Raw genomic sequence first — 23,315 nt, forward strand, 5'->3', positions numbered from 1 at the left:
CTATTCAGGGAAGCGCAGCGTCTTGACGGCCATGCCGTCCTCCCCCGTGATCACGTCGCCAGTCCATTCCCAGCTCGTTCCGCCCGGGCCCGGCAGCCCGATCTCGAAGGTGACCCCCTCCAGGGTGAGCTGGTCCTCGTCGACGTAGGCGATGCCGATCGAGTCGCCGCCGCGCCCGGGGCCGCCGTAGCCGCCGTCGCCTCCGGGGCCGCCGCTGCCACCGTGGCAGGACCACATGCCGTCCCCCAAGGCGCCTCCTGGAGCGCCTCGGCCGGCTTTGCCGCCTTCCTCCGGCTCCCCGCCGTCGCCGCCTTGGCCCCCGTCGTCGCTCGTGATGATGCTATCGCGCACCGTCACCTTCGCGTGGAGCGCCAGGATCGCGATGCTCGGCTGGGCGTTCCCGCCCCCTCGGCCGCCCCGCCCCCCGCAACCGCCCGCGCCTCCGGAGCCGCCGCCGGCGCCGCCCTTGGTGGCCACGCCGCACACCGCGAGCCCGCCGCGACGCCCGCCGCCCCCGCCGCCGCCTTGGCCCGGCATCCCCCGGGCGCCGTCGCCGGCCCCGTCGCCGTGCCATCCGGTCTCATCGATCCGCCCGCGGCCCTTGCCCGCAGCGCCGGCGGCGCCCCACATGCCGCTTTTCCCGGTGGCGCCGCTGTTGCAACCACCGTCTGCCCGGTTGCCACGTCCTCCATCCCCCTCGAGGAGTGGGTTCGGCTCGGGTACGGGCTCGCCGTCCTCCCCATCTCCGGCGCCGTCGGCGAGCCCGTCGCCCCCCTTGCCACCGGCGCTCGGGATCCCTCCCTCGCAGGAGTTCACCGCCCTAGCCCCACCCGGGACCGTCGCTGCGGAGCACGCGTCTCCTCCATACTGCCCGTCCGGCCCCGACGCTGCTCGGCCCGGCCATTTGTCGCCATCGCGGCCCCCCCTTCCGGGATCGGCTTCGATCCAGCTTCCGACGATCTCCACCGCGGTGCCCGACCGAACGATGATCCCGACATGCATTTGGCTGCGGAGGGACATGTGATCGATGATCGAGACTCCGTCCGCTGCCCCCGTGTCGCCGGCTCGGGCCGGCTCGACGATCAGCGCAATCTGCCCGGCCGAGGGGGGATCGACCTTGCTCATGCCCTGCGCCGGGAGTGGAGTCTCCTTCAGGCGTTCCCAATCGACGACATTGAAGCCTCCGTAGATATCCACCCCGGAGGGCAGCGTGATGGACTCCTCGAAGCCATCGTTCGCGGCAAACACGCGACCGCGCCCGGTGCGCGCAAGCTCGATGCCGCGCTGGAGGGAACGAACCGGCCTGTCCTTCGTGCCGGGGTTCGCGTCGTCACCGCCGAAAAACGGATGGTTGACGAACACGCCGCATCCGTCGACCAACTGACCCTTCGCAAGCTGCTCCAGGCAGACGGACTCGGGGACCGGATCGCCTCCACACGTCGAGGGTCCGTCGCACGGCGGCGCACCATTCGGGTCGTCCACCCCCGGTGCGGTCCCGCAGCCGGCCGAGGCGAGCGGCAGCGCAACGACGAGGAGGATCGCGGGATTCAGGTTCATGGGCATCTCTCGATGGCAGCGTGTCGCGCGGCACGATTCAATGGAGCGGCTCGCTTGCCGCGGGGAAGGCAACCAGAGGACCTTGTGGGCCGCGTTCTCCTTTGCCCACCTCGTCCTCCCTGCCGGCGTTCCCCGCGAAACCGCCGTCACCGGCGCCTCCGACAATCACCGTGGTGCCGGGGCGAATGGCGAAGTTGGGCACCACGTAGGCGATGCCGACGGATGCGCCGCCGAGCCCGCCGCCGGCATCACCTCCGCGACCGCCGTTGCCTCCATAACCTCCGCGGCACGCGCCCCACAGCACGCCGTCTCCAGCATAACCGACGCCGCCGTGAGCGCCCTGGCGACCAATGCCGCCCGGTTGGCCCGTTCCGCCGACGCCGCCGTTGCCGCCTTTGCCAACGAACACGTCGGTGTTCGTGACAGTCAGGTCCGTGCCCTCCAGCGCGACGATACCGATGCTCGCGCCGCCATAGCCGCCGCCATAGCCTCCCCGACCGCCACAGCCACCGCTTCCTCCCGAGCCGCCGGCCGCGCCACTTTGGGGGCGGCTTGTCGGACACGCAAACATGTCCCCGCGCGACTTGCTGCCGCCACCGCCGCCGCCGCCATAGCCGACGCCGCCCTTCGTCCCATCCTTACCACGGACACCGATCCATCCATCGTCGCTGAGGAAGCCTGGACCGAAGGCGCCATCCGCACGACCACCGTCGGCGCCGTCTGCGCCATAGCCCCCGTCGCTGCATCGCGTTTGATCCGCACCGAGCCCCGCGTGGCTGTCGCGCTCGGGATCCTCCGCGAGCGCCGGCTGTCCCGGTGCGCCATCGCCGCCGACGTCGAGTCCGCCGTCGCCGCCGTAGCCGCCCGTCGACTCGATGCCGTCGTCGCACGCGGTGACCACCGGAAGGGCGCCAACGGCGGCGTCCACGGTACATGCGTTCGCGCCGTTGTTACCTACGACGCCGTCCGCCGCCCGCTCGGTGTCCGCGTCCTCTCCCGGCTCCCCATCCTTGCCGTCGCCCGCGACGATCACGCTGTCCTGCACGATCGCCGTGGCCCCCGTGCTCAAAATCACCGCGATCGACGACTTTCCATCCGGCGCCGACGCGTCCGCCGCCACGACGCGCACGCCGGCGATCACCGACGTCGTGTCGTCTCCCGCGGGCTCCGCATCCTCCACCCCGAGGACCCTCAGCGGGATCCCCCCCGGCGGAGCGATGATCGTCGGGTGATCGGGCCCGCCGAATGACCCCTCGTACGACCAACCCCCGCCGTCACACAGGCGCCCGCCCCAGAGGTCGACCCCCGAGGGCAGCGTGATCGTCTCCGCGAACTCCCCGCCGCACGCGTACACGCGCCGGGTCGCTTCCTCGCCGTGGCCTCGCCCGTGCGCGGCAAGCCCGATCGCGTGTTGCAACGTCTTCACCGGCGCACCCTTCGTGCCGGGGCTGTTGTCGTCGCCCTGCTCGCTGACGAACACCCCGCATTCATCCAGCGCCGGAGCCGTGCCAGGCTGCCCCTCGCACGGACCGGGCGGAGGCACCGGATCGGGTTCGCACGCCTCCACCTCCCAGCAAGGGTCGGAGTACGGGCACCCAGTCAGCATGCTCGCGCCACACATGAAGATCGCGACAGCGACGACCGACGTCGCCACGCGCCGGCCTTCCTTCGAGCGCATCTGCTCGGCCCCCGATGTCCTCACCACAGCCCCTCGATCATCACGCCGATCTCTCGCCCGGTCGCCACGGGCGAGGCGTGGATCCGATCCTGAGCCGGCGTGAGCCCCAGGAAGGAGAAGTCCGTGAAGAAGGACGCGGCGGTCGCCGCCCCGATCACACCGCCGGCGATGAGCATGGCCGTGCCCACGCCCGCAGACAGGTTGCGCTCGTCTCGGAGGCGGAGCAGGTCAGCGCACGCCGGGCGGTCCGCCGCTTGCCAGCACCTGGACCCGCTCGCCGTCGCACCGCCGTTGAGCCCGTCGCGCCGTTCGCTCAGATCGCCGTCAAGATTCGTGGCCCGGATCATGAGCAGGCTGCCCGCGGACAGGGTGGCCGTCGTGACGGCGATCCCCGCGATGCGCAGTGTCGTCGGCCACGACGCTGGCTGCCCGGGAGCCTGCGGGCGCGCAGGGGGCGATGCGCTCAGGGGCTTGGGCACCGCGGGCGCGTTGTCCTTGGCGCTGCTCTCGGCCGCACGTGGTAGCTGGATCGTCATGATCGGCTCGGTCGCTGGCTGCGCGTCCAGCGTCTGGGAGCCTTCCTCGCGGCCCGGTGCTCGGGCCCGCACCATGTGCTTGCCAGGCTCGAAGAACAGTCTGTAGGTCCGCCTGGGTAGGCCGATGGGCTTGCCGTCGATGAGCACCTCGGCATCCGGCGGGTCCACTGACAGATAGAGGGTGGCGAGAAACGGAACGGCCTTGGCCAGTCCGTCCGCGAATCCTTTTTGCTGCTCAGGAGAAAGCGCCTTGCGCCGCTCAAGGCTCCAAGCCAGGTGCTCCGCTGCGTCACGAAACTTGCGTAACTTGAGCTCGCAAAGGCCCAGCTCTCCAGCGACCTCAGCGGATTCTCGCGCTGTAACAGATGTCGAGTCGATCGCCTCGAAGGCCGCCTTGTACGCGCTGTGTGCCTCGGTCCACTTTCCCGATGCCCGAGCTCGCCGGGCGCGGCGAAGATGGTCCTTTACGATCGAATCGTCGCTTCGTGCGGGGGCCGAATTCCGGCCCTCCGCATGGACCGGATGCGTAGTGCCGACCACGACGCCAAGCATCAAGGATATCCAGAGCGATTGCGCGACAAAACGCATGCACGGACGGTACTTACGCCAGCCGTGGCGCGTCAACGGCGCTGAAAGTGGCATGACCTGAACGTTCCGATGAGAAAATCCCGCCAGATCGGGGAATGCGGCGACCGCCGTTCGTGCAGTCGCGGACGCCGCGTCCCTACATGTCGCATGTGATCCGACGGACGCTGGGGCCGCCCTGCATTTTTTTGAAGCCCTCCAGGCGGCTCAGGTGTTCTACCGGTGATGGGCGAGCCAACCAGCACCCCCACCGGCTTCGAGTTCTTCCGGCGCCTCGCGCGGCGCTTCGGGGTCCCTGCGCGAGACGCGGAGGACCTCGCGCAGGACGCCTTGCTGCGGGAGCTGGAAGCGAATCAGCGGATCGAGCTCGGGGAGGCTCGGGCGGCCTACGGTGCCGCCATCGTCCGGAACCAGGCGCGGAACCACGTCCGGAACGCACGCCGTCGGGGGGAGGTCCTGACCTCGTTCGACGATCACGAGCCTCAGGCGGAGTGCCCGACCCCGGAAGAGATGCTCCGCAGGCAGCAGCGGGAGGCGCTCCTCCACGACCTGATCAACCAGGTCGACCCCAAGTACCGCGACGTCTTGATCAAACACGCGCTCGAGGAGGTGCCGCTCATCGAGATCGCCTCCGAGCTTGGGCTCAACCCGAAGACGGTGAGTACACACTACATCCGAGCGCTCGAGGATCTCGAGGCGGCGGTGAAACGCCGGAGGGCGCGGCAACGCTCGCGCGGATGGGACGACGCTGCATGCGTCCCGTTCGCCTTCGATCTGCGGGACCGCGAGGGGTGGCTGAGCAAGCTAGGCCGCCTGAGCATCAAGATCCTGGTGCAGGGAACGGTCGTCGTGCTGACCGGCGCCGTCATCGCGACGTTGCCGGACTCGCTCAGCCCGGAGTCGTGGCTGCGGGCAACGGTGGTGCGCACTCCTGCGCCCGCACCGGCGGTGGAGGAGATCGCGCAGCCGCCCCTCCAACTTCCCACGCGCGCGGCCGGCGCGCCGACCGCGCCGACCGTCCAGGAGATCACGCAGCCGGTGCAGGACCGAGATGCACGGGGGCCCGCTCCGTCAGGTGCGCCGGTTCGTCGTATCTCGCTCCGCGTCCGCGCGGTGGTCCCAGCCGTCACCGAGCGCGAGCAGAGCCTCATCGACGAGGCCCGAAGGGCCGTCGAGGAGCATAACGCGGTCGCAGAGGCAGAGGCGCGCCGCTTGCTTGAGACACATGCACGGGACTTCCCGCAAGGGCAGCTCGCCGCAGAGCGTGAAGCGCTCCTAACGCAAGTTCGCTGAGTCGTCGGCGTCCCTCCGACAGCCAGCGGGCAGTGATGCAGGTGGATTGGGAGGAGGCAGAGCGCTCTCCGCTGAACACGACACTCCCGGGAGTAGGAAGCCATGGGTGAGCGAAGCCGTGCCTCGCATTTGGAGGACGTGGGTGTGCGACACGAGGTGCGCGTTTTATTCGATGCCATCGTGCAACACAGTCTGCCCGATCCAGCGCCGGATGCCTTTGCTTCGATGGAAGCGGACAGCATCAGAACGGGAGCCATCGACGCGGTGAACGAGCTTGACCCGCAGCTGCGCTTTGTTCTCAGGGCACACGATCTGGATGGGATCCCGATGGCCCAGGTGGCAGAAGACGCGGGGCTACCTCTCTCTACGCTCTACAAGCGACGAACAAAGGCCCTCGGTGCGCTGCGCGACTGCCGATCGCCTCGTGCACGACATGAGCCGCAACGTGATCCCCGAGGACGACGGCGCGGCTGAGGGCGCTGGCGATCGTGATGCGCGAGCTCAGGGCGATTGCCCATCATCGCCCGGCTCGTCGTCTCCCGACTCGCCCGCCTCCGACTCGCCGTCTTCCGGCTCGGCCTCCTCCGGCTCGCCGCCGTCCTCTCCCTCCTCTTCTCCTCCGCCGTAGGCGCCGCGGGAGACGGGGAACGGCGCATAGTCCTTCATCTTGTCGGTGCCCGCGTACCAGTACTCCGCGGCGGCGCGCAGCCTCCGCTCGGCGTTCACGACGAGGGTGTACGCGGCGTCGCGGAGCTTGCGCGAGCGCACCGCCTCGAGAGAGAGCGTCTTGTCGGCGAGCATGCGCGCGAGCACCGGCGAGAGCTCGCGGAGGCGATCCGCCGCGGCAGCCTCGCCGCGAGGCGCCTTTTGAACGGCCTCCGCGTGCTCGGAGCAGAGCAAGAGGAGATCGGAGGCGTCCTGGACCAGGTCCGCGTCGCCGCTGCCCGCCCGGATTGCCATGAGCCGCTTTTGACCTTCGGGGCTCTTCTTGAAGCGGAGATCGAAGAAGCGGAGGAGCGATTGCTTGATCTGGGCGGCCTCGGCGGCCGGCTTCTGAAAGGCCGTGACGGCCCGCTCCTGGCGCTGCTGCGCCGCTTGCCAGCGCGATTGCACGACGCGCAGGAGCTCGATCTTTTCACGAAGCCCGCGGATCTCCTCTCGCGTAAGCTGGGGCTCGTCCTCGGCGAACGGAGTGCGCACGAGATCCGCCGCGTCGCGCTCGGCGGCGAGCTGAATGCGGCTCGCCCAGATGACGCGTCGAGCGAGCTTGCCTGGAAAGAGTGAGGCGTTATCGCCGAGCGACTCGGCTTCTCGGAGCAGCTCGGCCTCTCGCTCGGCGCTCAGCGTGAACTCGGGCGCACCGCCCGACGAGCGGTGCGCGCCTCCGGCGTCGCTCGAAGCGCGCGTGTTCTGGGCGTTCTTGGTCCTGGATGAAGCTGCGGTGGTTGCCTTCGGTGCCATGGCGATGAGATGTCTCCTTGTCGAGGTCAGCGCCCCTCCGAGCAGAGGGGCGGTCGCTCAATGAGGAAATCGGCGCCGCCGAGGCTTCGGGTCACCGGAGAGCACGATACCGACGCTTTCGTCGAAAGCTCGCAAGCGCAAGATCGCAAGGAGACAGAGGCGCCGCGCAAGCGGACGCCGAGGCTGCGCAGCAGCGGCGACAACCACGCGCAGGCGTCGAGCCATGGTAACGCAGGGCACCAACTGGGCGCGCAGGAGGGCGCCGGGGCTACGCAGGAGCCACCTGATCGTACGATAGGACACACAAATGGGTGCGCAGGAGGGTTGCCGGGGCCGCGTAGGAGGCACGCGATCGTACGATAAGACACTCAAATGGGTGCGCAGGAGGATCGCGGGGGCTGCGCAGGAGGCATGCGATCGTACGATAGGACACATAAATGGGTGCGCAGGAGGGTCGCGGGGGCTGCGCAGGAGGACGCCGAGGCCGCACAGGAGGGCGGCCGGGACCGCGCAGCAGGAGCGCCGGGGCTGCGCAGGAGGGCGCCGAGGCCGCGCAGCAGGACTGCCGGGGTTGCGCAGGAGGGCGCCGAAGCCGCGGCCCTGTACGAGCGGAGCCCTGGTAACACTTCTGACCGGGAGCTGCGGTGACACTTCCTTGAGCTACGGGCCCCTGCTCCGGGAGGACTGGACACAGGGACCGGATCCTCGTCGACGCGACGCGCTCGCCGCGCTTTCTCGGACCGCCTGGATCTAACCACGAACCGCTCCCCGTGGTCGCGGTACACACGAGCCTCTCTTCTCACGATCCGGCGTGAGTTCGCGCAGGTCACCGCGCCATGGCGCGCGTTGATGGCGGCGGAGGTGGCAAGGCACCTTGACCTGCGGTGATTACGCCTGCTCCGCCCGGCACCGGATCGATCGGGTCGAGACGCGCCAGCGGGCGGCGATCGAGCGGCGCGGCAGGCCGGTAGACGGCCGCGGCTGCGGCCCGTCGATGTGACGCGCGCTGGCATGCCCCTCGCAGCGCACTTCCGCGAGCGACGGATCGCGTCGCGTGGAGGTCGCACATGCACACCAGGATCGGCCTGACCATGGCGGCGCTCGTCGGAGCGTCGGCCTGCGGCACAGCGGACGAGGCGACCGAGGCACTGACGGACCCCGACGGTAGCGTCGAGGTGCCGCCGCGGAGCTTCCACGTGGAGCTGAGTCAGGACACGACGGCAGAGAGCGCGATCCCGCAGATCGTCCAAGCCGGTCGGCACGAGTTCGCCGCGGCCTGCGCCGATCGCCCGGACGCGGCGCTCCGCATCTTCAACCCGTTCGACCCCGGCGCCTTCGCTGACGTGCCCTGCGCCTCGATGGTCTGCGACGGCGAGAGCGGCGGCGCGCCGACCCAGGATGAGAGCGGCGAGCCTATCGGAGCGGCTCAGCAGCCGTGGAGCCCCATCGGCTTGGGGTGCAGCATCTTCATGTTCGGGGCCGGCATGGTCGCAACTTCCGCGGTGTGCCCCAGGGCAAGGGATCCGCGGGATGCGCAGCGCTGCTCCAACTACTCAGGTGCCGCGCTCGACACCCTGGGAGTCCTCCGCAGCTTCATCTGAGCCATGAGCAAAGAGCTGAGGACCATCGGCATCCTGGCCTCCGGCGTGGCGATTGTCGCCGCGGCGTGGCTCGACGCGCCTGTTCCTGAGGGGACCTTCCCGCCCCTCGGCTGGCTCCGCGCCGGTCTACCCGTCTACCTGTACGTCTTCGGGCAGTGCTGGCTGGCCGAAGGTCGTGCCCGCGAGCGGCGCGCACGCGGGCTCAGGGACGAGAAGTAGCTGCGCAGGCCTCGGATCCCTCCGGGGCACGACCCGTCGAGCTCGCGCGCGACGTGCTCGCCATCGAGGAGGTCGTCGAGGCCGAACTGGACGTGGACGCCGTAGCGCTCGCCTCGACCCCTCCTGCCCCGCCCGCTTCACGCGCTCGCTTCCGACGCAACCGGCGGCGACCCCAGCCGATCCTCTGCCGAGGGCCGCGGAAGAGCTCCGCGACCTCATCCCCGAGGGCGAGGGCGCGGCTCAGGGTACTGGTATTACCGCGCGCTCTCACTGATGCGGCAGCCCACCGCACCGAGCACGATGCTTGATGGTGAGGGGTTCCGCCCAACGAGGCTGGCCATCAAGGAGAATGCTCGCTCCGCGTACGCGACCCGAGAGGACGACTCCAGAGCGCCGCGGCGCACGACGCATTACATCCGGCCCCTCAAGATTCTCATCGCAGCCCCCCTCTGAGCACGGTTGCGTCGGCTCGGAGAAGCCCTTCCCGCGCGGGCGCTCCACTTCCGTCCATCGGTCGAAAATTACCACCCCTCGTCGCTCCCACGCCTGCCTCACGACGGGGTAGGTCCACCGCAGGAGCGGAGCAGCGGCGCGGTGCCGGCCACAAAATAGGTGACGAGGAGACCTGATCTTGGCGGACAGTCTCCTCGTCGTGCTCCGGTTCTTGTGCCCAGGAATCGAAGCGGTCGCAGTGTTATCCAGAGCGCCATCGACATCAAGCGCTGGCAGCAGCAGCCGCCCACGGTCGTCGAAGCGCGGCCTGCGCGCTGCCCCGTCTGCGGCGCTGCGAGCTGTCCGCTGGGCGGCGCCATCCGGCTCCAAGGCCACGGCAGGCGCGAGCGGCAGGTCTGGGGCCCCGCTACCCCAGACCATCCCCCCGAGGTGCTCTCGGTGACGGCCCGCCGCTACCGCTGCCTCGGTTGCCGCGCTGTGCTGCTCGTCGTTCCTCGCGGCGTGCTCGGCCTCCGCGTGTACAGCGCCGCCGCGATCGGCTTCGCCCTCGCGCTCTGGGGTCTGGCGCTCGCGACGGCGGCCGAGGTCCGTCGGCGCGTGGGCCCGGCGAAGATCCTCGGCGACAGCGCCGCCGCCGGCTGGGCCACGCTGCGCCGGTGGGCGCGCGACGTCGCGCAGCGACGTCTGTTTTCGGACGCCCCCGACCCAGGCCCGTCCGCCTCGCTCCGAAAGAGGGCAGCCGCCGTCGCGACATCGCTCGCGGCAAGCGCGGATCCGACGACCCGAGCGCTGCCGATCGAGCAGCGCGCCTTCTTCGGCGCCGCGCATGCGGCATGAGGGCCCCTGCCCCCGAGGAGCCCCGATCAACCAGCCCACCTGAGAGGATCCCTGCCGAAAACGCCGCCGATCCCGGACAAGGACCGCGCGCCAGCAAGGCGCAGAAAGGACCTGTCCGAATGGCCCTCGGCCCCGCCGACCACGCCGAGACCGTCGCGATCTATCGCGCCACGGTCATCGGCCCTCTCATGCACCGCGTGCTCACCCACGGCCAGCTCGCCGCCGCGCTGCGTGTGCTGAGCGAGCAGCGGTTTCGACCGCCGGGCGCACACAGCACGCGCACCTACTCGGTGCCCACGCTCGAGCGCTGGCTATATGCGTATCGCTCCGCTGGCCTCGACGGCCTGCGCCCACAGCCACGCAGCGATCGCGGCTTCGCGCAGGGCCTGTCGGAGGAGCTGCGCACGCTGCTGCTCGACATTCGGCGCGAGCATCCCGACGCCTCGGTGCCGCTCATCCTCAAGACGCTTGTCGACGAGGGGCGACTCGAGGCGACCCAGGTCTCCGAGCCCACCGTACGGCGACTGTACGCGGCGCACGGCCTTCGCCGCCGCGCCGCGCGTGCCGAGCAAGAGCCGAAGACGCGGCTGCGCTGGCAAGCCGAGCGCCCCGGCGCGCTCTGGCACGGCGACGTCTGCCACGTGACCGGTTGCACCGTCGGCGGCAAAGCGATGCCGCTCCGCATCCACGGGCTGCTTGACGACGCCTCTCGCTACGTCGTGGCGCTCGAGGCGCACACGACCGAGAAGGAGGTCGACATGCTCGCCATGACCGTCGACGCTCTGCGCCGCCACGGCAAACCCGACGCGCTCTATCTCGACAACGGCTCCACCTACCGCGGCGACGTCCTCAAAACCGCGTGCGCGCGGCTCGGCATCACGCTCCTGCACGCCAAGCCGTACGACCCAGAGGCGCGCGGGAAGATGGAGCGTTTCTGGCGCACGCTGCGCGAAGGGTGCCTTACCTACCTTGGCGCTGTGGCGTCGCTCGCCGACATCAACACGACGCTCCGCGCCTTCCTCGACAGGCGTTACCACACGGCGCCGCACGCGGGCCTGCTCGGCCAGACCCCGGCGAAGGTCTATGCGGCCCGCCCCGCCGCCGAAGGCGTCGTCGACGAAAAAGCGCTGCGCGTCGCGCTCACCGAGCGCACCCGACGCCGCGTCTCGGGCGACAACATCGTCTCTGTCGACGGTGTCGCCTGGCAGCTCGATCAGGGCTACCTCGCCGGCCAGATCGTCTCCGTCGCCCGGTGCTTCGTCGCGCCCGACGAGCCGCCGTGGGTCGAGCACGAGGGCAAGCGCCTGGTGCTGCATCCGGTCGACCCGCAGCGCAACGCGCGGCGCAAGCGGCTGCCGTGCGGCGGGCCTGTGGTGGACAAGCCGACACGACCCGTGGACTTCAACCCCGCGCGAACGCTCGGCCGCTCGCTGGGCACTGGCGCCGACACGAGCGAGCGCGGAGGTGAGACGTGAGCGAGTCCTACGTCCGCTTCTTCACCCTGTCCGCCGCCCCCTTCTCCAAGGAGATCCAGGACGGCGACCTGTGGCTGCCGCCCTCCAAAGAGCAGCTCGTCGAGGAGGTGTGCGAGGCCGTGCACGAGCACGCCCAAGTGCTGCTGGTCGGCGAGCCCGGCGCCGGCAAGACGTGTGTGCTGCGGGCAGTGCGTCATCGGTTGCCGCAGGCAGGCTTCCGGCTGACCTACTGCCACAACGCCACGCTGGGCCGCCGCGACTTCTATCGCCAGCTCTGCCATGCACTCGGCCTCAACCCCGCTGCGACCGCGGCGGCCGTCTTCTACGCTGTCAGCGCGCATATCGAGACCCTCGGCCGCGAGCGGATTCACCCGGTTTTCCTGCTGGACGAAGCGCACCTGCTCCACCAAGACACGCTTGATCATCTCCACATCTTGTTGAACTACGAATGGGATAGCCGCGCCCTGTTGTCGCTGATTCTGGTAGGGCTCTCCGACCTCCAAGACCGGCTTGAGCTGCGCAAAAATCGCTCGCTGTATTCGCGCATCGAGCGGCGTCTGTCGATCGGTGCGATGGTCCCCGACGATACTGGAGAGTACGTGCGGCTCCGGATGAGCCGCGCCGGCGCCGACCGCGACGTCTTCACCGCGGACGCTCTGATGCTGCTCCACGAGGCGGCTGGATCGAGCCTGCGCGAGATCGACCGCATGGCCACCGCCGCGCTGCGCGAGGCGGCGCGACGGAAAAAGAAACTCGTCGAGCGTGACGTGATGGCGCGCATTGTCGGCGACCTGGCAACGGACGGCAGCTGACGCTGACCGACACGACGGGCCCCCCTCGGCGCTGGCGAACGAACACCTCGCCGGCGCCGACGGCCACGAACCATGATGGCCATTGCGAGCCGCCCTGAGGCGCGCGTCCGAGCGATGGCCATCGCCCTCCTTCACCGCAACCGTGCACGCCCGCGATGGCCATCAAGCGGCTTGCTCGGCGGACCATCAGCCAGCCTGAGCGTCAACAACTGGCAAGCGATACGACGACGGCGGCCCGTGGCGATGGGCTGGTCGGCGCGGCTCGTCGAGGCGCAGGGCTTCGCGGTGGGGCCGCTTGAGCACACGTGCTGCCGATCGCCAACGCGAGGGTCAGGCTGGAACCACCGACGGCAGACCCGGCACGGCCGCGCGCGATGTATCCCCCGAGCGTCGCACCTCGCCCCCCGTCGCGGCCCGCGCGCTCACCACCGGCTCGATCCCGAACGCGCCGGCGGCGCGCTCGACGCGACCACCGTCAGCCCGGGGGGCGGACCAGTTTTCGCGACCAGAGGCGCGTCAATTCTCGACCATGAAGTACGTGCTGAGCCGCGGCGGCTTGGCCGTCCGCCGCCCCCTCGACGGCCCCCTCAGCCCAAGGTTGTGAACGGACCGGTTTGTGTCCGGCAACCTCCCGATGAGGCGGACCCACGCCGTGTCACTCATGCGCGACGCGGCGCGACGCCTCCGGCTGCGCATCCGCCGCGCCCCCGGCCCCCGGAAAGGCGGCGACCCCGCCGGTGCTAGACAGATCTATCCTATGGCGCTGGACAGCATTTGGACGTTGCGGCACAGACCCGATCCGTGAGACTTTCCGTGGGGGGAGGTTACAGAACGCGACGATTCAGACAGACTTGGTCCGGCGGCTTCGATTGACCAATCGACTGATGGTTAGGCCAGCCAAGAACACCTATGGATCCCGCACCTAACCGCACTCGGACATGAACCCATGAGTACAGCCCGCGGCGATTTCGACCTCGTCGGACACAGATTCGCGTTCCCATTTGATCCGACGTTTGATCCGCACGCGTGGATGACAAACATTGTCATCGAGGCCAAGAAGCCGGACGATGCCTGGATCGAGGCCATCATGCGCCAAATCGGCCTGTGGCGCGCAAAACTTCGGAGCACCTACCTTCGCTGGGCGCTTTGCATCAACGGCCTTGAGGTGGCTGCGCAGAAGTATGCCGATGCAACGTGGGCATCGACACATAGCTTCGTGGTGAGGTCGATTCGGCCCAACGGGAAGGGCACCCGTACCGATGGCGCGATTTCTGTCGACGACAAGGCCATTATCGCCAAATGGGACGGCAAAAAAGCATCTGACGCTCATCGCGACACAATACCTATGGTGAGCGCGTTCGGCATAATCGACCTCTACGGAAACATCGAAGAGGTCATATTCGAGATGTACCGTCTTTTTCTCACGCATAATCCCGCTGATCTCTTGCGGGGAGATGACCACAAGTGCTTGCGTAAGCTGAAGCGTGAAGCCGAGGCGGACCCGTCGAAGCGAGCCGAATGGGACACCGCATGGCGTCACCGACTTGATGCCTGGCAGCGCAAGCGGCTCTATGACGGCCTCGGAAAGATCTTTCGGGCGTTCTGCGCTACCGCGAACCTTACAGCCCCCAGCACTTACCGTGTCAGTACAGTCGACACTTGGGCCGAGAGCATCGAAACGATCGCGCTCGTTCGAAACGCTCTCGTTCACGGCGCAACAACCGTTTCCGAAGAACTCGCTGACGCCTGCAAGAGAGCGCATGCGATCATGTTTAACTTCCAGAAGGATGAACCGCTCACCATCCGCCTCTACCATCTTCAGGGGGTCGATTTCTTCTGTGAGCAGCTCCTCACAGCTATCAATCTTTCCTTGATCGAACGAATGCGTGGTCCACTGGGCAAGCGCTCTGAGGCGAAATGAGCGGGTGGCCTAACATCGAGTTACAGCTGACGGCGGCTCCGAGGCGCCTTCAGCGCCCTCCGCCGCCGCATCTGAATTTGGTGTTGGACAGCCGGGGGACGCCGAGAGCATGACACAATGCCTCTGCAAAGAATCAATAGTAGCTACGCAGGCCAGTGAAACACCACATGAAAAGGATACTAGCCAAGTCAAAGCCATCGTTAACACGAAACTCGCCGCGGCACCCCGGCGACAGCGACTCGGATCCAGGATTGCTCAGAGTTTATGCCTCATGGGCGCATGAGCTAAAGACTCGGTATGAGCGCGTCTCGGACCTCTTTAGGCATGCCCCCTCAATCGGCCGGTCGCGGGAGCTCTACCTTGCAGAGACGCTCAAGCGCGCCCTTCCAGCTCATCTCGCCGTTCGCCACGGTGCCTTCTACGTTCCGGGGGCCGGCGCGAGTTCGGAGCAGGATATTCTCATCGTGGACACTCGGAAGTGGCCGCCTATCGAAGAGATCGGGGACTTCGGTATCTACTTCAGAGATTCAGTGGTGGCATGCATCGAGGTGAAGTCTAAGCTTACTCGCAAGGAGCTCCACTCGGCGATAAGATCTATGGTCACGACCAAGATTGTCGGCCCTGGTCTTGGTTCCCGCTATGCATTATTTGCCTACGAGACCCCATTGGCGGCGCAAGATATTCTTGATTCAATAGAGAACACGGTCGAGTTCTTTGACAATCGCATCTATCCAATAATTGTTCTCGGAAAATTTGTAATCACAGTTTCCGAGTTCAACAGCAGAAAGCCAAGACCGAGTTTTGTTCTGACAGCCTTTCAGCCCTCCGCAGAGCTTGATCTAACCCTATTCGAGTTGATCGAGATGCTCATGGAAATCGGTGGCGAGTCGCCATTCAAGGGCCTGCACAATGAAATTCGCAGTCACTTTAGGCCGGTGGCCTCTCGCACGTTTGTGTGCCCAGAGGAACGCCCGGGCACGGGATTGGGAACGAATCTAGACTAGCTAAATGGCGAACGCGCATGGATCGAGAAACGAGATAAGTAGGCGAATGGATGTCACCAGCCGGGCCAACGAGTTGCCCAACCATGTATTGCACCCGACGGCGGGGTGAATCCCACCACGGCTGAGTACAACGTTGGACGGAGACCGCGGCGGCGGAACAGCGATATCGTCAGAGGAACATGAAGCGACCCCACCCCAAACACTTGCTCCTCGCCATCCCTGAGGACTGGACCAACGATCGCAAGGGTGACTTCTTCGAGTCGTTCGTCGCTGATCTCCTCCGGCCAATGCGCTTCGCCGTCGAGCGCCGCCTGCGCGTCACTGGGATGGAGATCGACCTCTTGGCGAAGGGCCTGGATATGCTCACGGCATCAGCGGCTATTTGTATTGGGCAAGCACGTGAGTAGGTGTCATCGCGAGGCGCTGGGTAGGGTCTGGCCAACAAGGGCTTTCTTACCGACGGCTGGGTGCGCGCGACGCACCCGTCACGGCAGAAGCCCTGCGCGTTCGACAGTCAGAGGCACCGAGGTCCTGATAGAGGGGGTACGATCGCTATATGACCCTGATTGTATCGGCTGCGACAACCGAATATCTCCTTCAGGCGGCGGACCGTCGTCTGACACGTGGGCACCCGGTCAAGGACATCCGCGACGACGAGACGAAGGCGGTGATCTTCTGCAACACCGCGATCTTCGGCTTTACGGGTTGGGCTTATGTAGATGATGCACAGAAGTGCCGCACCGACCACTGGCTCTGTGAGGCACTCGCCGGTTCCCCCAATCTCTATGAACAGCTTCCGATCCTAAAGAGGCGAGCAGACGAAACTTTTGCAGCTCGACGGGAGCCGCTCGCGTTCGCCGCCACCGCCTGGGGCGCGCGGAATGATGAGCTGAGTCCCTTCCTTGTTCTGGTCTCGAACTTTCACGACACAAAAACCGGCAAGTCGGTTGCTGAGGTCAGGCCAGAGTTCGATGTGCTTACCTGTGGACTCAAAGACGACAAAGACACCCTGTTCCACTATGTCGGTGCCGAACTCCTAGACTGGGAGGACGACGAAGTGGAGGGTATTATGTCAGGCCTATCCAAACGACTACTTACGGTTGAGCAGGCGCTTTGGCAAATTGCGCACGTCATTCGCCGAGTCGCAGATCGTGACGAGACAGTAGGTCGAGGCATACTGCTCACAGCAATCTCAAAAAAAGCTGCTCTGGGCGAGGAACTCGCTGTGACGACTTACATGCCGGCGGACACGACAACGACGGTTGGAAAGGCACCGCACTTTGTATGCGGAGGAGCGCTCATGATCGAAGCGCAGTTTCACCTCATAGAATGAGGATGAGCATGCTCAAACAGGTCAAGGCGCACATGAGGCCATGCGGTTGCGCTGCCTGGCTTACTGAGGGACGTGCTCGCTACGCTGGCTCGTCCCAGCAGAACCGTCCCCAGCAGAAAACGACGTCGAGCGGGGCGCGTTGCGCGAACAAGGACCAGACGGGAGGCGTCGGCCTGGGCGTTGAGAGCAGGCCGCCGAGGTCGAGCGCGCACGCGGAGGGCGCATCGACGGCGGCACGACGCACCAACCAGACGAAGAGCAAACGAATAGGCGTTTGCGGGACTGCGCCTGAGCAGCAGCGGCGGCGAGGTGCCGGCGCAGTCCCGCAAACGCCTATTCGTTGGGCCCACGTTGGTTCCATTCCCTCCGATGGGCTGCGATCCGTCGTCACACCCCCTCGAAATCCCAACGGACCCTACGGATCGCCACGGTTCGCCACCGCAAATTCGTCCTTCGGGAACGCTGTAATTGTCTCCGGCAGCGTGCCTGCGCTCAACCCGACGGTCAACGCCGCGCCCAAGCGCGCCGACGCTCTCTCGTTCCCGGGCTCGCAGCTCTCGTCCCCGTTTCCGCTCCACACGTTCCGACTGCAACGCCGTCGTTTCGCGGGTATACCCTCCCGCTGCCCCGGGCTGCTACCCTCCCCTCCATGCTCTCCGTGCGCCGTCCAGCCGCCGAGATTATCCGCATGGTGTCAACGCGCGACTGCGCGGTGCTGCTCCTACTGGGACTCGATCTGGACGATCCACGGGACGCGGAGCTCTTCGTTGAGGGCGTCCGCGCCGCCGACAACGCGATTGCGGCACAGAAGCGCTGGGAGCGCGCAGCGGTCAGCCGTTCGAATCGCGGGCGATCGACGCCTTAATCCGGATGCGCGCGCTCGGCCGCCTTCTGGCGCCGAAACGCGCGCTGCACGTCGTCGCGGCTCGCGTCGGGCTCGAGGCCAAGTTCCCGGAGCGCTGCGTTCCCTTCTGCGAGCTCGTCGCGCCGCTCCCCCGTGCGCACGCCGTGTACCTGCTCGATTAGACGTCGAGCTCGGCAGGTCGGATCGCAAGAAGTGCGGCGGCAGAGCGGTGAACCTCATCGCCCCCTTCGCTCACGCTCGCGGGCAAGGTTAACTACGTCGACCGCGACCTCTCCCTGAAACGCCGGCCCTCCGAGCAGCCGCCCGATCGCCTCATGCGCGACGCGCGCCGTCTCTACATCGCCTGCCGCAACAGCGGCCGCCAGCCCCTCCCCGAGCTGCACAAGCAGCGTCGCCCTCACCGACGCCGTCCTCACCCCCTCCCCCTCCCCGCAGCGCTCTCCCCCCGCCCCGCTCCCCCCAATCGAATCGGCACGCGCCCCCTCCGAATCGTCACACTCCCGCTCCAACCGCGTCGATCCGTCGTCACCCCCCTCCGATTTCCCCAGCAATTTCGCCGGTTCGCCCCCATTCCCCCGCCCCAGAGCGCCTTTTAAATCCACCGCGTTTGCCATTTTGCACGGGGCCAAGAGGAGGCGCTGCGCCACTTCCTCGCGAACACGACGCACGACGTGATGACCTCGCTGACCGTGCTGCGACACCTCGCGACGCTCCGGCAGCGCGCGGCCGACGGCGGGCCCGTCGAGCAGTCCGGCCCGCGCGACGCTCGAACGCCCGAGCGCAGGCGTGCAGGAATGCTGCTGCTGCTCGACCCGCCGACGATGAAATGCACCGTGCGCCGCACGCCGGCGCCGCAGTCACACACAGATCGCGAAATTGCCGCGCGCTCTTCACACAAGAAAGGGTACTCAAATGCGAGGCGATTCATGGTGCCGAGGCGAGCCATGGCCGGGAGCGGTTGTCGGAGAGCTCCATCATGAGCGCGCTCCCGCGCGGCGCCGTGACGCCGCTGAAAGGCTCCGCGGCCGCCGCGATCGCCTGGCGCACGCAGGGCCGGCACTACATCACCGTCATCGCCAAGGCGAGCTTCGCCTTTGCGACCGATGCGGTGATGTGGCGGACCGATCCGCAGGAGATCCTCCCCGCCGAGGTCCACCATGGCAAAAACCCGGCGCGGAGCGTCCGCTGGAGCGGGGACCTCGCGCCCTACCTCGGTCGCGCCGATGTGGTCTTCACCGGAGACGCGCACGCGCCGCGCGGCACCGAGGTCCAGTCCTTGCCGGTGCGGCTCGCGGTCTACAGCGCGGGCGGCTGGGTGCTCGACAAGCGCCTCCTCGTCCGCGACAAGGGCCCTTTCCGGCAGATACCCCTCGTGTACGAGAGGGCGGTTGGCGGCGCGAACGGATGGGAGAATCCGTTCGATGGGGAGCCGATGGACGGCCCGGCCAGCATCCTCGACCTACAGGATCCAACACGCCCCGCTGGCTTCGCGCCGCTCGCGCGCACCTCGCCGGTGCGCCGTCGGCTGCTCGGCAGCACGCCTCGCAAGGCGCTCGATGGGCCGAACGCCGACATCCCCGCGGGCTTCGACTGGTCGTACTTCCAGGCGGCGCCCGCGGACCAGCGGATCCCATTCCTGCAAGGCGATGAGTGGATCGTGCTCGAGCACGTGAATCCGGCGGCTCCACGGCTTCAGATGCGCTTGCCCGGGGCGCGCGGGGTGGCGCGGATCCAGGGACTCGACGCCTCGGCCTCCGCCGCGGCAGACGGCGAGCTGCTCGAGCTCAACGCCGACACGCTTCGCATCGACGGCGTCGAGCAGCGCTGCACGGTCGTGTGGCGCCGGGTCTTCCCCGTCTCCGGCGAGGACGCCCTCGCGGCCGTGCGGATCGTGGCCGGCGTCGAGATCGAAGGCGAGGAGATCGCATGGCCCGACGTGCGCCTCGACGAGCAGGAGCGCATGCAGCCGGCGCATCCGCCTTCCCTCCGCCTGGGCTCTCAGGCGACCGCCCGGATTAAGGTCGCGCCCGACGGCGCGGGCGAGGCGCGGCTCGCCCCGGAGCTCCCGATCAGCCTCTCCGCCGAGGACGTCGAGCTCGTCGATCCTCCGCCTCCGTTGTCCGCCGCGTCCCTCTTTCAAACGCTCGCGCTCCCCCAGGAGCCGGACGAGCCGTCGATGCGCGCGCCGGCGCTCCCCTTCGGGCCCGCGGCCCCTGCGCCGGCGTCGCAGGGCGAGCTTGGGCCGGTCGCAGACCAGATCCCTGCCCTCTTCACCAGCACGACGCTCCTGTCGCGCGAGGACGAGGCCCGGGCCACCGATCAGCCCGCCACGCCGTTTCCTGCCACGCCGCCGCTCCCGCCGCGCGTCGCGCCCGAGCTGCCGATCCCCGGCGCGCCCTGGTCCGGTGAGCCCGCTGCGCGGGCGCCTTCCGGGTCCGTGGAGCCCGCGACCTCCGCGCTGCCGGCGGCGACCTCCGCGCTGACGGCGGCGGCGCCCGTGTGTTTCGAGGCTCCCCTCGACACCACCACCACCTCAGTCCCGAGGCTCGTCTCGGAAGCGTCCGAGCCGCCGGCCGCATCTCGCTTTTTTCACGAGCTCCGACGCGACGGCGACGCGGTCCCGGGGCCGCTCCCGCCGCTCGGCGAGGGCGACGAGGTCAGCCTCGAGCGGTGCGCGATCGTCGCGGCGGAGCTCGCAGAGCGGCCGGTCCCCCGGGCCGACGTGCTTTACGCGCACGGCCTCTCCGATGAGCGCTGGGAGCAGGCCGAGACGCGATGGCAAGAGGCGATGGCGGAGGAGGCCCGACGCCGTGAGCGACCGCTCCGCGATCGGTTCGATGCAGCCTATCTCACCGCCTGGGAGGCCATCCGCGGCGTCTTGCATCCGACCGATTACGCGCGGCTGGTCGTCGCGACCGAGCGCGACGGTGCGGCCGCGGCGCTCGACTCGCTCGCCATTCGACGCACCGTGTGGGCGCAAATGAAGCGGCTCTGGGCCAGGCGGCTCGCCGGCGATCCGCGCCTGAGAGCGCACGTCGAGGCCGAGATCGCGACGCTGCGCGGAGCGCCGCGACAGCCCGCGGAAAGCAACGCCTCCGTGGCGCAGGCCAGCTGATGCGATGCGATGTCAGCTGCGCCGATCGCACGATGACGACGCGCCGTCGTGACATGCAATCATCGCTTTGTTTTCCAGCAATGGCCTCTATAGTCGACGTTCTTCCGTCGCCAGGAGCCAACGCGCACCGATAACGGGGAGTTACAACCATGCAAGATGCGTTCACCGTCAGCGCCAGCGCGCTCCCCGCCGCCACGCGGGTCATTGGCTTTCGAGGGACAGAGGGGCTGTCGAAACCGTACGTCTTCGAGATCTATCTCGTGATGACGAACTACGTGGGCCAGGATCTCGACCTCGCCGACGCTGTGGGCACGAAGGCGACACTCCGCCTCTCCCCGTCGGACGGCGGGGCTCCCTTCCTCGTGAACGGCATCTTCGCGACGGTGGAGCTCATCCACGCGTTCGGCGAGCGCTCCGTGTTCCGCGCCGTGCTCGTGCCGCAGCTCTGGAAGCTCACCATCTCCCTGCATAGCCGGATCTTCACCGATCAGACGGTGCCCGACATCATCAAGACGGTGCTCTCGGGCGCCGGAGTCTCGGAGTACGAGCTCAGGCTGATCGGCAGCTACAAGCCGCAGGAGCACGTGTGCCAGTACCGCGAGAGCGACTTCGACTTCATCTCGCGGTGGATGGAGCGCGAGGGGCTCTATTATTACTTCGAGCAAGGGGACGGCGGGGAGACGCTCATCATCACCGACGACAAGGGCGTCCACGGCCCGCTCGGCCAGAAGGCGGTCCGGTATGTCCCGCAGTTCAGCGAGCACAGGGCCAAGGGAGAGGTGCTCTGGACCTTCACGTGCCGGCACACGTCGATGCCGTCCAGGGTCCGGATGAGCGACTATGATTACAACAATCCCGCGATCGAGATCTCCGGCAGGGCGCCCGTCGCGGCGAACGGGCTCGGCGAGATCAGCGTCCACGGCGCGCGTTTCTTCACGCCGGCCGAGGGCAGCCGCCTCGCGGCCGTGAAGGCGCAGGAGCTGCTCGCGGGCCAGGTCGTCTACCACGGCACCGGGGCGGCCCTCTACATGCGCCCCGGGTACACGTTCGAGCTCGAAGAGCATCCGAGGCCGGCGCTCAATGCGGTTTATCTGGCCACCGAGGTCGAGCACTGGGGCAACCAGACGGGCTGGGCGCCCGAGCTGATGCAGATCATCGGGCTCACCTGGGACGATGTGTACCGGATGGAGGTCAAGGCCGTCTCCTCGACCGTCCAGTACCGGGCGCCGCAGCGGACGCCGTGGCCTCGTATCTACGGGACCGAGCACGCCCTCGTCGACGGCCCGGCGGACAGCGAGTACGCCCAGATCGACCAGCACGGTCGCTACGCGGTCAAGCTGAGCTTCGATGAGAGCGACCTCCGGGGCGGCAAGGCCTCGACCTGGGTGCGCATGCTCCAGCCGCACGGCGGCGGCACCGAGGGGTTCCATTTCCCCCTGCGCAAGGGCACCGAGGTGATGTGCACCTTCCTCGGCGGGGATCCGGACCGCCCCGTCATCGCCGGCGTCGCCCCCAACGCGCTCACGCCGAGCCCCGTCACCTCGGCCAACAGGACGAGGAACGTCATCCAGACCGGGGGCAGGAACCGCATCGAGCTCGAAGACCAGGCGGGCTCGCAGCGCATCACCGTCAGCACGCCGACCGAGAACACGATGCTGCGCATGGGCGCGCCCAACGATAACCACAATTTCATCTCCAGGACGGACGGCACCGCCCTGATCAAGACGGGCAAGTCGCTCGAAATCCAGACGGGCACCTGGAGGAAAGACAACGTCGACGATCAGATGGAGACCGAGGTCGGCGGTTACCTGAAAGAGACCGTCACCGGCGCCGTCACCCTCGAGTACAAGGACATAAAGACCGAGACCGTCACGAAGGCCGTCACGGAGATTTTCAAGGACACGAAGAGCGAGACGGTCACCAAGCCCGTCACGGAAAAATATCTGGACACGCAGACCACCACGGTCACCAACCTGCGCAAGTCCGAGCACGGCACCGAGGAGACGACCGTCCACGGGAAGGTCACGGAGAGGTACGAGGGCCATCACGAGACGAAGGTGACGACGGGCGGCCGGTACGAGGAGATCACCGGCCCTCAGCACCAGAAGTTCAACGACGGCTGGAAGGTCGAGATCCCGGGCGGCAACGTCGAGCACATCGCGACGGGTGACTACGTCATCCAGGCAGAGCACTTCAGAGCGAAGGGCAAATCCGACTACCGCGAGATTCAGGGCGTCAGGATTCAAAACACCTTCGGCGGCCTGATCAACCTCACCTACGGCTTCGGCACCCTGAACGTCGTCGCCCCGCAAAGGACGGAGCTGGTCGTGGGATTGAAGGTCGATGTCATCGCCGGGCTCAAGGCGGAGGTCATCCTGGGCTGGAACTACAAGAATTCAAAAGGCAAGACCGACGTTACCTTGCTCGACATGAAGAACTCGGCCGTCAAGATCGGCACCTCAGGGATAACGCTCAGCAGGACTGCTGCGGCCAAGGTGACCTCGACGGGGGCTCACGTCTGGCAATCCTTCATTCACATGTTCCACTAGCCGCGGCGCCCAGCAGAAGAC

General features: G+C 67.6%; 19 protein-coding genes. 14 read left to right on the top strand and 5 right to left on the bottom strand.

Annotation, left to right across the window (positions count from 1 at the left end; all coding sequences use genetic code 11):
* The 3 genes from WMF19_RS34390 to WMF19_RS34400 are packed head-to-tail and all read right to left on the bottom strand — an operon-like array spanning position 1 to position 4,359.
* Positions 1-1,557: a hypothetical protein gene (locus tag WMF19_RS34390; RefSeq protein ID WP_437894225.1), complete on the bottom strand. Its 1,557-nt coding sequence runs from the start codon at positions 1,555-1,557 to the stop codon at positions 1-3.
* A gap of 37 nt (positions 1,558-1,594) precedes the next feature.
* Positions 1,595-3,235, bottom strand: a complete 1,641-nt coding sequence (locus tag WMF19_RS34395) for a hypothetical protein (RefSeq protein WP_437901707.1) — start codon at positions 3,233-3,235, stop codon at positions 1,595-1,597.
* 20 nt (positions 3,236-3,255) lie between these two features.
* Complete coding sequence (locus tag WMF19_RS34400) at positions 3,256-4,359, bottom strand: hypothetical protein (RefSeq protein WP_437894226.1); 1,104 nt, start codon at positions 4,357-4,359, stop codon at positions 3,256-3,258.
* Positions 4,360-4,581: 222 nt separating this feature from the next.
* On the opposite strand from WMF19_RS34400, the gene WMF19_RS34405 reads away from it, so the two are divergent.
* On the top strand, positions 4,582-5,649 hold the full coding sequence (locus tag WMF19_RS34405; RefSeq protein WP_437894227.1) for an RNA polymerase sigma factor: 1,068 nt from the start codon (positions 4,582-4,584) through the stop codon (positions 5,647-5,649).
* Positions 5,650-5,751: 102 nt separating this feature from the next.
* Entirely contained in the window at positions 5,752-6,123 is a 372-nt protein-coding gene (locus WMF19_RS34410; RefSeq protein WP_437894228.1) for an RNA polymerase sigma factor, read from the top strand.
* 27 nt (positions 6,124-6,150) lie between these two features.
* On the opposite strand, the gene WMF19_RS34415 is transcribed toward WMF19_RS34410, so the two are convergent.
* Positions 6,151-7,110 carry an ATPase gene (locus tag WMF19_RS34415; protein WP_272095068.1) on the bottom strand — a complete coding sequence of 320 codons (960 nt, stop codon included), beginning with the start codon at positions 7,108-7,110 and terminating at the stop codon, positions 6,151-6,153.
* Between the two features lie 1,067 nt (positions 7,111-8,177).
* On the opposite strand from WMF19_RS34415, the gene WMF19_RS34420 reads away from it, so the two are divergent.
* From WMF19_RS34420 to WMF19_RS34465, 10 genes are all read left to right on the top strand, one after another.
* The gene (locus WMF19_RS34420) at positions 8,178-8,711 is read left to right on the top strand and encodes a hypothetical protein (protein ID WP_437894229.1); all 534 of its coding nucleotides are present in this window, start codon (positions 8,178-8,180) and stop codon (positions 8,709-8,711) included.
* 3 nt (positions 8,712-8,714) lie between these two features.
* A complete protein-coding gene (locus WMF19_RS34425) occupies positions 8,715-8,930 on the top strand; it encodes a hypothetical protein (RefSeq protein ID WP_437294012.1) in 216 nt (71 codons plus the stop codon).
* Between the two features lie 666 nt (positions 8,931-9,596).
* Complete coding sequence (locus tag WMF19_RS34430; RefSeq protein ID WP_437894230.1) at positions 9,597-10,220, top strand: hypothetical protein; 624 nt, start codon at positions 9,597-9,599, stop codon at positions 10,218-10,220.
* 119 nt (positions 10,221-10,339) lie between these two features.
* Positions 10,340-11,695 (top strand): DDE-type integrase/transposase/recombinase, encoded by a 1,356-nt coding sequence (locus tag WMF19_RS34435; RefSeq protein WP_437894231.1) that lies wholly within the window; start codon positions 10,340-10,342, stop codon positions 11,693-11,695.
* Positions 11,692-12,507 carry an ExeA family protein gene (locus tag WMF19_RS34440; protein ID WP_437894233.1) on the top strand — a complete coding sequence of 272 codons (816 nt, stop codon included), beginning with the start codon at positions 11,692-11,694 and terminating at the stop codon, positions 12,505-12,507. Before WMF19_RS34435 ends, WMF19_RS34440 begins: the two co-directional genes overlap by 4 nt.
* A 946-nt stretch (positions 12,508-13,453) precedes the next feature.
* The gene (locus tag WMF19_RS34445) at positions 13,454-14,428 is read left to right on the top strand and encodes a hypothetical protein (protein WP_437894234.1); all 975 of its coding nucleotides are present in this window, start codon (positions 13,454-13,456) and stop codon (positions 14,426-14,428) included.
* 167 nt (positions 14,429-14,595) lie between these two features.
* Positions 14,596-15,432 (top strand): DUF6602 domain-containing protein, encoded by an 837-nt coding sequence (locus WMF19_RS34450; protein ID WP_437894235.1) that lies wholly within the window; start codon positions 14,596-14,598, stop codon positions 15,430-15,432.
* Between the two features lie 179 nt (positions 15,433-15,611).
* The gene (locus tag WMF19_RS34455; RefSeq protein ID WP_437894236.1) at positions 15,612-15,839 is read left to right on the top strand and encodes a hypothetical protein; all 228 of its coding nucleotides are present in this window, start codon (positions 15,612-15,614) and stop codon (positions 15,837-15,839) included.
* Positions 15,840-15,988: 149 nt separating this feature from the next.
* A complete protein-coding gene (locus WMF19_RS34460; RefSeq protein WP_437894237.1) occupies positions 15,989-16,765 on the top strand; it encodes a hypothetical protein in 777 nt (258 codons plus the stop codon).
* Positions 16,766-17,635: 870 nt separating this feature from the next.
* Positions 17,636-17,791, top strand: coding sequence for a hypothetical protein (locus tag WMF19_RS34465; protein WP_437894239.1), 156 nt, complete (start codon positions 17,636-17,638; stop codon positions 17,789-17,791).
* A 54-nt stretch (positions 17,792-17,845) separates the two neighbouring features.
* Here WMF19_RS34465 and WMF19_RS34470 read toward each other — a convergent pair whose 3' ends face one another.
* Complete coding sequence (locus WMF19_RS34470; RefSeq protein WP_437894240.1) at positions 17,846-18,046, bottom strand: hypothetical protein; 201 nt, start codon at positions 18,044-18,046, stop codon at positions 17,846-17,848.
* Between the two features lie 560 nt (positions 18,047-18,606).
* On the opposite strand from WMF19_RS34470, the gene WMF19_RS34475 reads away from it, so the two are divergent.
* Entirely contained in the window at positions 18,607-20,745 is a 2,139-nt protein-coding gene (locus WMF19_RS34475) for a DUF2169 domain-containing protein (protein ID WP_437894241.1), read from the top strand.
* 149 nt (positions 20,746-20,894) lie between these two features.
* The gene (locus WMF19_RS34480) at positions 20,895-23,294 is read left to right on the top strand and encodes a type VI secretion system Vgr family protein (RefSeq protein ID WP_437894242.1); all 2,400 of its coding nucleotides are present in this window, start codon (positions 20,895-20,897) and stop codon (positions 23,292-23,294) included.
* Positions 23,295-23,315 lie beyond the last annotated feature (21 nt).

This window comes from Sorangium sp. So ce124, from assembly GCF_051525235.1.
Lineage (GTDB): Bacteria > Myxococcota_A > Polyangia > Polyangiales > Polyangiaceae > Sorangium > Sorangium atrum.